Raw genomic sequence first — 15,612 nt, 5'->3', positions numbered from 1 at the left:
AAGCATAAATAGCCTGTTATACTTCTTTCCTTCGTCAAATGGTCTTTTGTCTAACTACCCTTTGCCTATACTTTAAGTGATGATAGAACTACTTGCAGAGACACACGAAGACATGCTGGCCGTGCGGGTAAGCGGCGAGCTGACCAACGACGACTTTGACCTGTACCGCGAGCAGATCAGGGACAGGATGAAGCGCTACGGTTCTGCGCGGCTATACTACGAGATGGTGAACCTGAGTTGGGTAAAGCCCGGTGCCGCACTGGAAAACGCCCTGTTCGATTTGGTGCACGGCCGCGAGTACGATCGCGTAGCCATGGTAGGCGAGAAAGTATGGCAGGAGTGGGCGGCTAAGATCATCAGCCCGGTAAAAAAGAAGGGCGTGCGCTACTTTAACCTGGCAGACCGCGAAAAGGCGCTGCGTTGGGTGCAGACGGGAGAGGAATAAAAAACGCCCGCAGAACAAGCCAGTTCTGCGGGCGTTTACTTTTTTAAAGTATACTGTTGCTACTGCGCCAGCGCCTCTGCGCGCACCTTCTGGAAGAACAGCAGGTGGTACTCTAGCGCATTGCCCCAGTAAGCCCAGGTATGGGCACCCGGACGCTCGATGTACTCGTGCGGCACCTTCTCATACACCAGGCGGCGGTGTAGCTCGCGGTTATCTTCAATCAGGAAGTCATCCACGCCACAGTCAATCATAAACTTAACGCCGCTGGCCTTTAGCTGCGGCACCATGTGCACGACAGAGTTCTGGCGGAACAGCTCCTGGTTTTCCTGCTTTGGCCCCAGCAAGGCCTCTATACTTTCAAGCAGCTTATCCGAATCAATCCTGGACACGTTCAGCGCCCCGCTCATACTTCCGGCGGCCAGGTAGAGCTCCGGGTGGCGTGCCGACAAGTATAAAGCGCCGTGCCCGCCCATACTCAGGCCCGAGATAAACCGTCCACTGCGGTCGCTGATGGTGCTATACTTGCGCTCCACCTCCTGCCGCAGCTCCTGCGTGATATAGGTCTCGTACTGGCTGGACTTGTCCACAGGGCTGTCGAAGTACCAGCCGCTGAAGCCGCCCTCCGGCGTAACGATGATGAGTTGGTATTTGTCGGCCATACTTTGCAGCAGGTCTTTTTGCGGCGGCGTTTTGAGCCAGTTGCTGAAGTTGCCGCTGTAGCCGTGCAGCAAGTATAAAACAGGGTAGGGGCCGTTCTTTTTCTTGCCGTGCCCTTCGGGTGTCACCACGCCGGCCTTCAGCGTTTTATGCATCGATGGGCTCTGAATCACCAGAGTATCGACCTTGGCTGCCTCGGCAGTAAGTACACAGAGGAACAGCAGGAGGAAAGTATAAATTCTCTTTTGCATAGCGGTTAAGTATAGATTATGCAAAATATAGATAAAGCGGTAATTTTAAAGTATAAACCTGCTTTTAAGTATAGCGGTGCCTCCCGCTTCTAAACGGCTTTATGGAAAGTATAAATCGGTATGAAAAGGGGGACTAAGGCGCCTACAACACAAAAGCCATCAGATAATAACCCGATGGCTTTTGCTGTTTAGTATAAGCTCTTTTGCTTAATCTACAGTGTCTTCAATCTCGTTTGCCATTTTCTCGTGAGACTCCAGCTTTGGCAAGGTCTTAGCCGCCAGGGCTTTTACCTGCTCGTTCTGTGCGTTTCTGGTCTTAGCCTCAAACATAGCGATATCCATTTTATGGGCGCGCTCCATGGTGTCCATATAGTCTTCATCAAAGCCAGCGCCGGTCTTGCTGGCAAGCTTATCCACCATGGTTTGGTGCATCGGCATCATGGTAGTTGGCAATTCTACACCCATTTCAGAAGCGATAGACTCCATTTCCTGGTTGGCTTCTGTATGGTGATCTATCATCATCTGGGCATACTCCTTCACCTTAGGGTCTGTGGCCTTCTCAAGCGCCATCTCACCTAGCTCTATCTCCAGCAGGTTGCTGCTGGCGGCTGTCATCATAAAAGTGGCGTCATCCAGGTTGGTCAGGCTGGTCATGTCCATGGTGGCATCCATGCCGGAGGTGGCTGTAGCTGCCCCAGTTGCCCCGATGGTTCCGGGTCTGTCGGTGTTGGTGCCTGTCGTTGTCGTGGTGCCGGTATTTCCTGTGTTTGTAGTTGTGTTCGTGTTGGTGGTCGTTGTTTCATCGGTGGTTCTGCCAGGAGAGGTCACGGTCTCAGACCTTTCCATCGAAGTAGAGTCGGCAGTAGCAGAGCCTGTGCTGCTACATGCGGTTGCGGCCATCATTGATCCCGCAACAAAGTATAACATGACTTTTTTCATAGCTTTCAAAGTTTTTAAATCCAACTTTTTATACGCCAGCGTTTTAGGGGAGTTGAATCCTGTGCAAAAACAATTTTCATAAACCTGTTTAAAACTTTGTTTTAATATGATTAAGTATAGATAAGTGCAATTTTAGGAGATGGCATAAGCTGCCCGGGCACCACCTGTATCCAAAAGTGCTGGCCCGGAAAAAGAAAAAGCGACACCTCATCAGAAGTGCCGCTTTTTTGTAGCTAAACTTTAAACTAATCTATTCTTATTCATTCGTCGGGATTTGCACATCCACGTTGTTGAAGCGGATGCGGCCATCCTCCAGCACGGCCTCCACCACAGAGTCTTTGTTGATGGTGCCGGCCAGAATCTCCTTCGACAGCTCGTTGAGTACCTGGCGCTGCAGCACACGCTTCAGCGGACGGGCGCCAAACTGCGGGTCGTAGCCCTGCTCGCCCAGGTAGTCCAGCACCTCTTCGGTTGCGACAAGCCGTATGCCGGCCTCGTCCAGACGGTCCTGGATGTGGCCAAACTGGATGGTAACGATCTTGCGGATATCCTCGCGACTCAGTGGACGGAACATCACCAGCTCGTCGATTCGGTTGAGGAACTCCGGCCTGACCGACTTCTTCAGCAGCTCGAACACCTCGTCCTTGGTGCGCTCAATCACCTCGTCGTGGTTGATCTCATCCATCAGCTCAAAGTTGCTCTGGATGATGTGCGAACCGATGTTGGACGTCATGATGATAATGGTGTTCTTGAAGTTCACCACGCGGCCCTTGCTGTCGGTCAGACGGCCGTCGTCGAGCACCTGCAGCAGGATGTTGAACACGTCCGGGTGCGCTTTTTCAATCTCATCCAGCAGCACCACCGAGTAGGGCTTGCGGCGCACGGCCTCTGTCAGCTGACCGCCTTCGTCGTATCCAATGTATCCCGGAGGCGCCCCAATCATACGGCTCACGGCGTGGCGCTCCTGGTACTCACTCATATCGATGCGCACCATGGCGTTCTCGTCATTGAACAGGTAATCGGCCAGCGCCTTGGCCAGCTCGGTTTTACCCACACCGGTCGTGCCCAGGAAGATGAAGGAGCCAATCGGGCGTTTCGGGTCCTGCATACCGGCACGGCTGCGGCGCACAGCGTCGGAGATGGCCTCGATGGCTTCTTCCTGACCGGCTACGCGTTTGCCCAGCTCCTGCTCCAGGTGCAGCAGCTTCTCGCGGTCACTCTGCAGCATTTTGCTCACTGGAATGCCGGTCCACTTGGCAACCACTTCGGCAATGTCTTCGGAGTTCACCTCTTCTTTGAGCATCGGGTTTTCGCCCTGCATCTGGCGCACTTGCTCCTGTAGTTCTTTCAGGTGTGCCTCTGCTTCCTGAATCTTGCCGTAGCGCAGCTCCGCCACGCGGCCATAATCGCCGCTGCGTTCGGCCTGCTCTGCCTCGAGCTTATAGTTCTCGATGTTCTCTTTCTCTTTCTGGATGCCTTCTATAATCTGCTTTTCGTTCTGCCACTTGGCTTTCAGGTCATCGCGTTTGGTGGACAGCTCGGCAATCTCCTTCGAAAGTATGGCTTCCTTGTCGCGGTCGTTTTCGCGGCGGATAGCCTCCCGCTCAATCTCGAGCTGCATGATGCGGCGCTGAATCTCGTCGAGCTCCACCGGCAGCGAGTCGATCTCGATGCGCAGTTTGGCGGCCGCTTCGTCCATCAGGTCAATGGCCTTGTCGGGCAAAAAGCGGTCTGAGATGTAGCGGTTCGAAAGTTCCACGGCCGCAATAATGGCGTCGTCCTTAATACGCACCCCGTGGTGTACTTCATACTTATCTTTGATACCGCGAAGTATGGAAATGGCATCCTGCACGCTTGGCTCGTCCACCATCACCGCCTGGAAACGACGCTCCAGGGCCTTGTCCTTCTCGATATACTTCTGGTACTCCTTCAGGGTAGTCGCACCAATGGCATGCAGCTCGCCGCGGGCCAGGGCCGGCTTCAGCAGGTTAGCCGCGTCCATGGCGCTGTCGCCACCGGCTCCGGCGCCAATTAATGTATGGATCTCGTCGATGAAAAGGACGATCTCGCCTTCGGCATCCACCACCTCTTTGATTACCGCCTTCAGGCGCTCCTCGAACTCACCTTTATACTTGGCACCTGCCACCAGCAGGCCCATGTCCAGGCTCATGAGCGTCTTGTTTTTCAGGTTCTCCGGCACGTCGCCACTCACGATGCGCTGCGCCAGGCCTTCCACAATGGCGGTTTTACCCACGCCAGGCTCACCCAGCAGTACCGGGTTGTTCTTGGTGCGGCGGCTCAGGATCTGCAGCACGCGGCGAATCTCCTCGTCTCGGCCAATCACAGGGTCTATCTTGCCGCTGCGGGCCATCTCGTTCAGGTTGCGGGCATAGCGCTTGAGCGAGTTATACTTGGCCTCCGCGTTCTGGTCGGTTACCTTGGCGCCGCCACGCAGTTCTTTTATCGCTTTCTTGAGGTCTTTCTCGTTAAAGCCCACATCCTTCATCAGGCTGGCTACCCGGTCACGACCGGCCAGTATGCCCAGCAGCATGTGCTCAATGGCCACATACTCATCGCCAAACTCCTTTAGGTAGGAGGTTGCTTTCTGCAAAGCCGCTGCCGCATCATTCGCCAGGTATGGACTACCGCCGCTCACTTTGGGGTAGGCGGCCACAATCTCATCCAATTTACTGTGCAGGATGTTGCCGTTGATGTTGAGTTTCTGGAGCAGGAAGTTGGTTACGTTCTCGTCTGTCTCCAGTATTGCTTTTAAAATATGCCCGGTTTCAATAGCCTGCTGCTGGTTGCCGCCTGCTATCTCAGTGGCCTTTTGGATGGCCTCTTGGGCTTTGATGGTATAGTTATTAAAGTTCATATCGTTTTACCTGTTTTCCCCTAATCTTCATTCTACGAGCTTAGCAGCAAAGGATACACCAATGGTATTATGGTGTGATTCTACTGAAATTATGACAGGTTTATTTCGCGTAAAATGGAGTTCTAAGGACATAATGGCATAGAAGCATCTGCAAAGAAGTATAAAACGGCAAAAGGCAGCTCTAGTGGCTGCCTCCTGCTGCTATTCAAATTAATCTAACCTTATCTTGCTTATTTATTCTGCCATTTGCAGTTCCACTGTTACCTGTAGCTCATCTTCCACTTTAAACAGTCCGCCCATTTTTTTTGGTGTGGCCAGGCCCAGCTCGGAGAAGTTCAAACAGATGTTGCCTCTCAGGTTACTGGCGCCTTTGCCGGCACAAGGGTAGAAGCTCACGTTCTGCAGCGGAATGCTTTTGCCTGCCACTAACAGGTTCAGGTCGCCTTTGTAGTTTTTGCCCTCCCGTCTCAGGTACACCACCTCAATCTTGGTGTAAGGGTGCTGGCTGGCGTTCAGCGTCTTCTCAAAGTCCTTGTTGAGGAGAATATTGCCGCAGTTAAAATCCTTTACAGGTATGGCCAGTTTTAGCCTTTTTCCCCGGGGAATCTGCCTGTTGAGCAAAAGTGTATCTTTCTGGCTGCTGCTACTGGTGTAGGCGCAGTTGATGGTGCCTAGCGAGGTGCCTGCGGCTACGGTTACTTTGTTGCCCGTAATCACGACAAACTCTTTTTTCTCGGGCAGTACCGCTGCGCTCATCAGCATAGAGGCAGCAACCAGAAAGATACGAACAGGTAACATGGTTATTCAGCTTTAGAAAGATATGGCTCCTTCAATCATGAAGCCTTCGAACTCACCGCCGTGGCGGATATCGGTAGGAGCAAAGCCTTTGTATTGCTGCTTCACGTACTCCGCTTTGGCAAGTATATTTTTAGTTACAAACCAGCCGCCGCCTACCTGTATTCTGTTCAGGTTCACTTTGTTGTTAAGCACGTCCGGAGTTGCAGCCAGTGGGGCCAGGCGTCCTTCTACGGCATTGTAGCGGCCTGCCACGTACAGGTTTTCGTTGCTTCCGAAGCGGTACACCACATCAGTGCCTACTTGTGTCCAGGTGCGGTCTTTTGGCTCGTCGGCTGCGCCAAGTCTGCCTTTGCCTTTGGCCTGCTCAAAGTTGCCGAAGAGCTCCAGGCCGCGGTACTTCACGAACGGGTTGATAACCATAGCTGTGATGCTGTTGGTAAGGCCCGGGTTGATATGACCTGAAGTGAAGTGCGTAGCTGTCGTAACGGCTACACCGCTTGCAATTCGGGCAGGGTCCATCACCAGGTAGTAGCGTGAGCCGGCACGGTCGCCGCCATACAGGGTGTTTCTCACAGAGCCGGCAGTGGTGTACACAGAGCCCGTTAAGCGTACCCGAAGGTCTTCGTTCAGCTGGCTGTCGTAGCCCAGTTTACCGATGAAAGAGGGCTTGCGCTGGTCCGGATTCTGGATACCACCCTGGATTTCACCGCCTGTTACGGAGCCTACTGCCAGGAAGCCATTGTTCTGGTAGATAACCTCAGCACCGATTTCAGTGGTGAAGGCATCCATGATGTAGTTGCCCACGAAGGGGTTGTGCAAGGCATGGGCGTTATCGGTTCTGCGGAAGTGGGCGTCGCCGTAGTTGATTTCCATGTGGCCCACTTTCAGGGTCAGGTTCTCCATCAGCTTGTCCACCAGCGGGCTGTTCAGGAATTCCGCCTTATCTACCTGAATGTAGCCACCTTTTACCCAGGCCTCTGGGTGGTGTCTGGAAGACAGGTAAGTAATCAGGTTGAGTCGGATACCGTCGGCCAGCGCCACATCCAGGTTCAGGTTGGCTGCAGCCAGGTTAAAGCCGTTCTCGATAGGCATCAGCTGGTTGAGGTTCACCTCGTTGTTGCCTTGCTGCTGCATCAGGGCTGTGGCCGAGTTCTTGTGCTTCAGGCCCTGGAACTGCTGCGCAAAGCCGCCGCCAAGTCTCACTTTAATGCCATCAAAGGCTGCTGTGTCCTGCTTCGGCGTTTCGAAGGTATTCAGTCCCCTTTTATCGTAAGGGCGGGCGTATGGCAGGTCAGATAACGTAATCTGCGCAAAGGAGCTCAGGCTTAAGCCAAGCATCAGGCCCAGTGAAAGTGTAAACTTTTTCATGACGTTCAGTATTTAAAATCGTTAGTTTTTTGTGTAAGAAGCAACGGGCTGGAAGCCTACCTTGAAGTTGAGTTTAAGCTCGTTACCGGTTTTTACAGTGCCTAAAAGCGCTGTAGGTGGCTTGATGCCGAAGTCGGTGAACTTGATGTTCGCCTCACCTGCCATTTGCACCAGGCTGGATTTTGTGCTTGTCTCCACGTTAAAAGTCACAGGCTTGGTAGTACCGGCGATGGTCAGGTTACCTGTAGCCAGGCCGCGGTTGTTGTCCAGTGCGCGGAAAGAAGTCAGCGTGAATGTGATGTCTGGGAACTTGGTAGCCTTAAGCGACTCGTAGGCTAGGTCGTCCATCTTAGTCGTGCCACTTTTGATAGACTGGGTCTTCATGGTCACGGAGGCAGACTTCACGGTTTTAAGGGTGCTACCCTCCACAATTATTTCAGCTGTGCCCTGGGCCTGCGCGGAAGTCATCTCCCAGTCGTGCAGGGTAGAGGTGCCTTTTACTTTTAGCTCAGGCTTTGCGGCCAGTTTATACTGATCCTGGGCGAGCAGCGTGTTGCCTAGGCTTAATCCTAACAGGAGGCTAAGCAGGCTTAGCAGTTTTATGGGATTGAAAGTTCTCATGATGCAAGGGGTTAAGGTTGCTACTATTTTGTGTTATTTCTATGATGCAAAACTATAGCAGCCCGCCTCCGCAGCGAATGACCTTGCGCAGTTAAAGAAGTGATCTTAGCCGCTTTTTAAGGTGATAAAAAGCAGTAAGTGCCTATGAAAGCCGGTTTTTGCCCTCTTTGGCGGCTTTTTTGTGTTTCTGGAGCGTATGCGATCTCCCTTTCAGGTGAGAATAGTGTAGCGAAAAATATCGCGTGATTGAGGAAAGTGTAGTTGAACTGGAGTTGTAAACAGGGCGGGTTGTATTTCCTATGAAAGTATAAATAGTTGATAGTCTAATAGTTATACCTTGAGGCGTAGCTTTGCCTGCTGAAAATAGAAAAATACAAAAGAAGGGAAGGTATACTTTGTTATTTCACCTCGCTCTTGAAAACAGCCGCGTAGTGGTCGGCCAGGCGGGTGGGCTCGGGCAGTTTATACTTGGTGGCGCAGGCCAGCGCTATACTTGTCGCGGACTCCAGGTCCATCAGATGGCCGGGCGAGACGAAGACGGGCTTGATGTTATCCTTGGTGCGGAGCACGTTGGCGATGATCTCATCCTTATACACCAAAGGAGAAATGGAGCCTTTAGTAGCGGCGGGCTCTTTATACTTGCCTACCAGCACTTTCTTGGCCACGCCCATGGTGGGCTTGTTCAGGTGCAGGCCCAGGTGCGTGGCAATGCCCAGGCGGCGCGGGTGCGAAATGCCGTGGCCGTCCACCATGATCAGGTCGGGCTTTTGTTCCAACTTTTCGTAGGCTTTGAGCAAATTGGGTGCCTCCCGGAAAGCCAGAAAGCCCGGGATGTAAGGCAACTCCACCGGGCCATGGTGCCATACTTTCTCCACCACCTCCAGCTCCGGATAGGTTAAAAGTATAAAAACCGAAAGGATGGTGTCCTCCCCGATAAAGGAAGAATCGCAGCCGGCTATCAGCTTCAGGTCAAAATCCGGCTTCTGGATAACGATGCGCTCCTGCATCCGGCGCTGCTCTTCGGTGAGGCGGGCAAGTGTAGCCGGGTCCGGGGCAGGGTAGTCGAAGCGTCGGAAGTAAGACATGGGAGTTAGAGGGTTAGAGAGTTTAGGAGTTAGAGAGTTGTGGAGTTAAAAAGTTAGAAGGTTAGAAAGTTAGAAGGTTAGAAAGTATGGGCTTGGTTTGAAGTCTAAGCTCATTGTTACGTGCATACGTTTTTTCTGATTAATGGTGGTAGCTGTAGAAGCTCCTTGAAAGTATAGACTCATCACAATCCAACCTTTCCAGTTCTAAGACGCAACGTATTGCGTCTCTACGACTCTTTAACTCCTAAATTCTCTAACTCTCAAACTCCCAAACTCTCCTCAGGCGCTGCAGGGGTAGATTAGCTTTGCGAACAGCAGATACCAGCGGCCTTCTACAAAGCCGAAGTGAAACTCGAAGGAGGTGGCGGTGTGCAGGACGGATTGCTGTACCAGCGGCAAGGTGGCTTCTACCTGTTTTAACTGTGCCGGAGGCAGGTCGGCATAATTCCAGTAGCCGCTTTTCACGAAAGGCCCGGGGCCGGCTGCAAAGCACCCGTCCTTGCTATAGCCTGATTTACCGGCTTCGTAATCCATGTCTGCACAGTTGAAGGTAGGCCAGGATTCCTGTTGCAGGTCGCAGGTTTTTACCTCGTCTTTTACCGTCAGGAAAGAGCGATCCTGAAACGCACGTTTAAAGCTGCTGATATTTCTTACGAAAGTCATTTTAGGCACCGCGCCCGGCTGCTCAATCACCCATAAGCCATACTTCGGGTGCAGAAACTGGTTTAGAGCGGCCGTATCAGCAGCCTGCAGTGCCGAAAAGAACTGGTTGAATGCCTGCTCAAAAGTAGTGTCGGCTGCCACCGTTCCTTCCTGCTCCGTCTCCAGGGAGTTCGTCTGCTGCTCGCCATCAGGTTTCCTGTCAGGGCTGCAGGCACTCAATAGAAGCAATAAGGCAAGTATAAAGTATAAATAACGCATCGTGATTCAGGCCATACTTCTCCTGATACGCACAGCGGGGGCAGGTGTATACTTTCTGAACTTTGGGTAGGGTGGTTCGTAATCAAAGTAGGCAGATAACCAGATGCTTATACTAGTGTAAGATAACAAGCTATGATGAACTATACTTTCAACGACAGTGTCCGGATAGAGCTGAAGGATGCCCATTTAGTTGGCGATTTGGTGATTCCGGAGAACGCCTCCGGGTTAATTATCTTCTCGCATGGCAGCGGAAGCAGCCGCCTCAGCAGCCGCAACCGCTTTGTGGCAGATCACCTGCAGCGGTCGGGTTTTGCCACGCTGCTCTTCGACTTGCTCACCGAGGAGGAAGACCAGGAGTACAGCAACCGCTTTGATATCCCCAAACTCACGCGCCGCCTCATCGACACGACCTACTGGGTGCAGCAGGACCCGCGCACCCAGGATTTTAACCTGGCTTACTTTGGGGCCAGCACGGGAGCCGCCTCCGCCATCGGAGCCGCTGCCGCCGAGGGACCTGAGATTGTAAAGGCCGTGGTGAGCCGCGGTGGCCGCCCTGACCTGGCCGATGCCGTTTTACCCGACCTGCGCGTGCCGACGCTGCTGATTGTGGGTGGCAAGGATGAGGAAGTGCTGGCGCTGAACATGCAGGCGCAGGACCAGATGCAGTGTATCAAGGATTTGGAAATCGTGCCCGACGCCACGCACCTGTTTGAAGAGCCGGGTGCGCTGGAAATGGCTGCCCAACTGGCCACCGACTGGTTCCGGAAGTATGTGAAGCCCGAAAAGCAGCAGCCCCTGCGCCAGGACCAGCCCTAGGATAGTTGTGAATGAGCGAATGAGTGGGTGCGTGAATAGTTGTTGATTGTTCGTTACTCGCTACTTGCAGCTATAGTTTATGGACGGTCGGCTTTGTCTGAGTTTGATACTTAACGATTCTATACTTGCCGGTGCGCACAGCTACATACACTCATTTACTCAATCACTCATTCAAAATTAAAACCATGGATATGATCCGAAACAGGGAGGAGGCGGCGCAACTGCTGACAGAGCGGCTGCAGGAGTATACCGGAGAGCAGGGGGTGGTGCTGGCCATTCCGCGCGGTGGCGTGCCGGTAGCTGCCCCTATAGCCAAGAAGCTGGGCATGCCCCTGGAGGTAACGGTATCCAAAAAGATAGGCCACCCCCTGAACCCCGAATTTGCCATCGGTGCCGTAAGTATGGACAGCGTTAGTTACAGCCCGCGCCCTGATGTGCCGGAAGCGTATATCCGGCAGGAGGTGGGGCGCATCCGGGAAAGCCTGAAGCAGAAGTATAGCCTGTTTATGGGCAAGCGGCAGCACATCCCGCTTCAGGACCGTGTGGTGATTATTGTGGATGATGGCATTGCCACCGGCCGCACGCTGGAGGCCACTGTGGAGCTGGTGCGAAAGGAGCATCCGCGCAAGATCGTAGTGGCTGTGCCTGTTGCCCCTCCCGAGGCCGCCACACGCTTCTCTAAGATGGTGGATGACTTTGTTTGCCTGCTCACGCCCCCGTTCTTCCAGGCGGTAGGCCAGTTTTATGTGCAGTTTTCCCAAACCTCCGACGAGGAAGTGATACAGCTGCTGGAGGAGCAGGACAAAGTATAACTACCGTTCCACCACAAACTTCGAGAAGTATACTTTGTCGCCAGCCAGCACCCGCACCAGGTAAATGCCCGCGCCGTGTAGTTGGTCTGTGATTATTTTCGTGCTGAAAGTGCCGTTAGGAGCCTGAGCCAGTTGCTGTTTGTGTACCAGTTTCCCCTCTTTGGTATACACATGCACGTCAGCTAGCTGGCTGGGGTGGCTGTGCTGCAGGTGCAGCGTCACGTGCTGGCCCTTGCTGCTGGTGGGGTATACTTTCAGCCTCTGCGGTTGCTCTTTCACCTGCACATGCACCACCTGCGATAGATGGCTGGTGCCGTCGGTATCTACCTGCCTTAACCTATAGTATACATCACCCGGAGAAGCTGTAGAGTCCGTGAAAGTATAGTTCTGTGCTACTACAGTGGTACCGGCCCCCGCAACCCGGCCAATCTCCAGAAACTCTACCCCGTCTTTCGAACGCTGCACTTCAAAATAGGCATTATCCGTCTCAGATGCGGTTTGCCACTCCAGTTGCACCTGCCCGTTTATACTTGGGCGGGCGCTGAAACTGGTAAGTTCCACGGGGAGCGGAACGATCTCCTCATTCATGAGGGCGTCGAACCAGCGCTGAGCCATTTTTCGCTCGCCAATAAAGTTAGGGTGCAGGCCATCATGCGTATCACCCTGGCCTTCGACTGAGTTCGGGTTCCAGGTGGCATCGAAGTCGGTACTTTGGTCTACTACAATTACCGGAGACTGAAGCGTGGTGAGTTCCTCTGCAAGGGCAGGGATGCGTGCGTTCAGCTTGCTGATGTTCTGATTTGCCTGTACGTTGCCCACGCCCTCATCTGCCGGAATGAGCTGCGCCATGAAGATGACCACATCCGGATTATCAGCCCGAAGCTGGCGTACCACCTCCCGGAGTTCGCCCAGCGTTTCCTCTACACTCTGGTTCTGAAACATATCATTGGTGCCCAGGTGCATCAGTACAACATCCGGCGTATACCTTTTAAGCCATTGGCTTAGCCGCTGTTTGTTTGGTTCTCCTTCTTTCCCGTTAAGTATCTCGTCCACACGCCAGCCCCAGTGGCCTTCGTTGTAATTCGTATAGATTTTCCCTTTATACTCCGTGCCTTTTACAGCAGGGTTGTCACCGTTTTTGTTTTCATGGTGCGAGCCGACGAATTCAAAATCCACCTCTGCATCAATCAGCATCTTCCAGAGCTCATAGCGGTAGCTGGGGTGCTTGTTGCTATCACCTTGGGTGATGGAGTTGCCCAAAGGCATGATTTTAAGTTGCGCGGAGGCCGGTAAAACTAAAATAGCGAAGCAGGAAATAAGCAGAAAGCGTAAGACGTGTAAGCTAAGTGAAGTGTAAATTGTACTCATAAGCTAAGTAGTAGGTAAGTAGTAAACGAGCTAACAGGGACGTTAGGTGAGGGGGTAACAGTTACACGAGCGGTTGTAAGAATGGGTAAAAGTAAGCTTAGGGTAAGGGAATAGGGCTGTTTTATAAGGGAAGGATATAGCCGACTGCGCTTATGGAGCAACTGAAGAGGTCGCCGGAGCTGTAAAAAGTATAACTTTATTGCTGGTGCCTGGTTGCAGTAGCATGGGGCAGGAGGCCCTATACTTTGCAGAGGTATGAGTTTTATGCCGAAGGAAAGCCTTCCTGCACTAGCCTATATCAAAAAGACTCTTATATTTGCTTTTAGAACTATATGTATTTATCTGCTCAGAAACAGCAGTATTTTAATCTAATATTTTAACATGACGACAAAAGCATCAAAAATAATCTACACGATTACCGATGAGGCTCCTGCGTTGGCGACACGTTCGTTCCTGCCAATTGTACAGGCCTTTACAAAAGCTGCCGACATTGAGATAGAAACAAGAGATATTTCCCTGGCGGGCCGTATCATCTCCGCCTTCCCGGAAAACCTTTCCGAGGAGCAGCAGCAGTCGGATGACCTGGCGTACCTGGGTGAACTGGCGAAAACGCCGGAAGCGAACATCATCAAGCTACCAAACATTAGTGCCTCTATTCCGCAGCTGACGGCGGCTATCAAGGAGCTGCAGTCGCAGGGCTACAACATCCCGAACTATCCGGCGGAACCTAAAACAGAAGAGGAAAAAGACATTAAAGCCCGTTACGCCAAGATTTTGGGTAGCGCCGTAAACCCGGTGCTGCGCGAGGGTAACTCTGACCGCCGTGTGGCGGATGCGGTAAAGCAGTATGCCAAGAAGCACCCGCACTCCATGGGTAAGTGGTCTGCTGACTCTAAAACACACGTGGCCCACATGACGGGCGGCGACTTCTATGGCAGCGAGCAGTCTGTGGTAGTGGATAAGGCAACGGATGTGCGCATCGAGTTTGTAGGCGCGAACGGCGAAACGAAAGTGCTGAAAGACAAGGTGGCCCTGAAAGCCGGTGAGGTGATGGATTCTTCTGTGATGAGCCGCAGCGCGCTGCGTTCCTTCCTGGAGAAGGAAATCGCGGAGGCCAAGGAGCAAGGTATACTTTTATCGCTGCACCTGAAGGCTACCATGATGAAGGTGTCTGACCCTATTATGTTCGGCCACGCGGTAACCGTGTTCTTCAAAGATACTTTTGCCAAGCATGCCGCTACGTTTAAAGAAATCGGGGTGGACGCGAACAACGGCCTGGGCGACGTGTACGCGAAAATCCAGAGCCTGCCAGCTGAGAAGCGTGCTGAGATTGAGGCTGACCTGAAAGCCGAGATGGCGCAGCGCCCTGAACTGGCAATGGTAAACTCTGACAAAGGCATCACCAACCTGCACGTGCCAAGCGACGTGATCATCGACGCATCTATGCCGGCGGCTATCCGTTCTTCCGGCCAGATGTGGGGCCCGGACGGCAAACTGCACGACACCAAAGCCATCATTCCGGACCGCTCTTATGCCGGTATCTACCAGGAGGTAATCCAGTTCAACAAAGAGAATGGCGCATTCGACCCAACTACGATGGGTACGGTGCCGAACATCGGCCTGATGGCGCAGAAGGCGGAAGAGTATGGCTCGCATGATAAGACGTTTGAGATAGCTGCTGCTGGTACCGTGCGCATTGTGGATGCAGCCGGTAACACGCTGATGGAGCAGAAAGTAGAGGAGGGCGCTATCTTCAGAGCTTGCCAGACGAAAGACCTGCCGATTCAGGACTGGGTGAAGCTGGCCGTAACCAGAGCTAGAATTACCAACACGCCGGCTATCTTCTGGCTGGATCCGCAGCGTGCCCACGATGCCAACCTGATTAAGAAAGTAGAGAAGTACCTGCAGGACCACGACACCAACGGCCTGGAGATTAAGGTTATGTCGCCGGTAGAGGCCATGCGCTATACTTGCGAGCGCGCCAAAGCGGGCAAAGATACCATCTCAGTAACCGGCAACGTACTGCGCGACTACCTGACGGACCTATTCCCAATCCTGGAGCTGGGCACGAGTGCCAAAATGCTTTCCATCGTTCCGTTGCTGGACGGGGGTGGCTTGTTCGAAACAGGTGCCGGTGGATCTGCACCGAAGCACGTGGAGCAGTTTGTAGAGGAGAACTACTTGCGCTGGGATTCGCTGGGTGAGTTCCTGGCCCTGGCTGTGTCGCTGGAGGACCTGGCGTACAAGACCAAGAACGAGAAAGCCGAAGTACTGGCAGAAGCCCTGAACCAGGCCAACGCCAAGTTCCTGGAGAACGACAAGTCGCCGGCCCGTAAAGTAGGCGGCATCGACAACCGCGGCAGCCACTTCTACCTGGCCATGTACTGGGCCCAGGCGCTGGCCGAGCAGTCGAAGAACCAGGAGCTGAAAGACCGCTTCTCTAAACTGGCCAAAGAACTGACCGACAACGAGCAGAAGATAGTAGACGAGCAGATCGCCGCCCAAGGCAAACCGGTTGATATCGGTGGGTACTACCACCCGAACGAAGAGAAGACCAGCAAAGCCATGCGCCCAAGCGAAACTTTGAACGCTGCATTAGCTAACTTCTGAGAAGTATAAAGTATAAAAGGGAAAGGCTGCCTGAGCGATTGGGCAG

Annotated in this window: 13 protein-coding genes; 4 read left to right on the top strand and 9 right to left on the bottom strand. The window is 53.0% G+C overall.

Annotation, left to right across the window (positions count from 1 at the left end; all coding sequences use genetic code 11):
• Positions 1-79 precede the first annotated feature (79 nt).
• On the top strand, positions 80-445 hold the full coding sequence (locus BM040_RS08700) for a SpoIIAA family protein (protein ID WP_092100120.1): 366 nt from the start codon (positions 80-82) through the stop codon (positions 443-445).
• A gap of 59 nt (positions 446-504) precedes the next feature.
• Here the strand turns inward: BM040_RS08700 and BM040_RS08695 are convergent, their stop codons facing one another.
• The 8 genes from BM040_RS08695 to BM040_RS08660 form a co-directional block, all read right to left on the bottom strand.
• A complete protein-coding gene (locus tag BM040_RS08695; RefSeq protein WP_092100118.1) occupies positions 505-1,353 on the bottom strand; it encodes an alpha/beta hydrolase in 849 nt (282 codons plus the stop codon).
• A gap of 207 nt (positions 1,354-1,560) precedes the next feature.
• Entirely contained in the window at positions 1,561-2,292 is a 732-nt protein-coding gene (locus BM040_RS08690; RefSeq protein WP_092100116.1) for a DUF4142 domain-containing protein, read from the bottom strand.
• 256 nt (positions 2,293-2,548) lie between these two features.
• Positions 2,549-5,167 (bottom strand): ATP-dependent chaperone ClpB, encoded by a 2,619-nt coding sequence (clpB, locus tag BM040_RS08685; RefSeq protein ID WP_092100114.1) that lies wholly within the window; start codon positions 5,165-5,167, stop codon positions 2,549-2,551.
• Positions 5,168-5,401: 234 nt separating this feature from the next.
• Positions 5,402-5,965 carry a hypothetical protein gene (locus BM040_RS08680; protein ID WP_139217787.1) on the bottom strand — a complete coding sequence of 188 codons (564 nt, stop codon included), beginning with the start codon at positions 5,963-5,965 and terminating at the stop codon, positions 5,402-5,404.
• Between the two features lie 12 nt (positions 5,966-5,977).
• Positions 5,978-7,333: a hypothetical protein gene (locus BM040_RS08675; RefSeq protein ID WP_092100110.1), complete on the bottom strand. Its 1,356-nt coding sequence runs from the start codon at positions 7,331-7,333 to the stop codon at positions 5,978-5,980.
• A gap of 21 nt (positions 7,334-7,354) precedes the next feature.
• The gene (locus tag BM040_RS08670; protein WP_092100108.1) at positions 7,355-7,954 is read right to left on the bottom strand and encodes a YceI family protein; all 600 of its coding nucleotides are present in this window, start codon (positions 7,952-7,954) and stop codon (positions 7,355-7,357) included.
• 398 nt (positions 7,955-8,352) lie between these two features.
• Positions 8,353-9,039 carry a deoxyribonuclease V gene (gene nfi, locus BM040_RS08665; protein WP_092100106.1) on the bottom strand — a complete coding sequence of 229 codons (687 nt, stop codon included), beginning with the start codon at positions 9,037-9,039 and terminating at the stop codon, positions 8,353-8,355.
• Positions 9,040-9,318: 279 nt separating this feature from the next.
• Entirely contained in the window at positions 9,319-9,960 is a 642-nt protein-coding gene (locus tag BM040_RS08660; RefSeq protein ID WP_139217786.1) for a hypothetical protein, read from the bottom strand.
• A gap of 132 nt (positions 9,961-10,092) precedes the next feature.
• Here BM040_RS08660 and BM040_RS08655 point away from each other — a divergent pair, with 132 nt between their 5' ends.
• Positions 10,093-10,776 (top strand): dienelactone hydrolase family protein, encoded by a 684-nt coding sequence (locus tag BM040_RS08655; RefSeq protein ID WP_092100102.1) that lies wholly within the window; start codon positions 10,093-10,095, stop codon positions 10,774-10,776.
• A gap of 185 nt (positions 10,777-10,961) precedes the next feature.
• Positions 10,962-11,588, top strand: coding sequence for a phosphoribosyltransferase (locus tag BM040_RS08650; RefSeq protein WP_092100100.1), 627 nt, complete (start codon positions 10,962-10,964; stop codon positions 11,586-11,588).
• Here BM040_RS08650 and BM040_RS08645 read toward each other — a convergent pair whose 3' ends face one another.
• Entirely contained in the window at positions 11,589-12,854 is a 1,266-nt protein-coding gene (locus BM040_RS08645) for a GDSL-type esterase/lipase family protein (protein ID WP_092100098.1), read from the bottom strand.
• A 483-nt stretch (positions 12,855-13,337) separates the two neighbouring features.
• Here BM040_RS08645 and BM040_RS08640 point away from each other — a divergent pair, with 483 nt between their 5' ends.
• Positions 13,338-15,566, top strand: a complete 2,229-nt coding sequence (locus tag BM040_RS08640; protein WP_092100097.1) for an NADP-dependent isocitrate dehydrogenase — start codon at positions 13,338-13,340, stop codon at positions 15,564-15,566.
• Positions 15,567-15,612 lie beyond the last annotated feature (46 nt).

The organism is Pontibacter chinhatensis, from assembly GCF_900113285.1.
GTDB classification, from domain to species: domain Bacteria; phylum Bacteroidota; class Bacteroidia; order Cytophagales; family Hymenobacteraceae; genus Pontibacter; species Pontibacter chinhatensis.
This window is presented reverse-complemented; position numbering and strand designations above follow the sequence as displayed.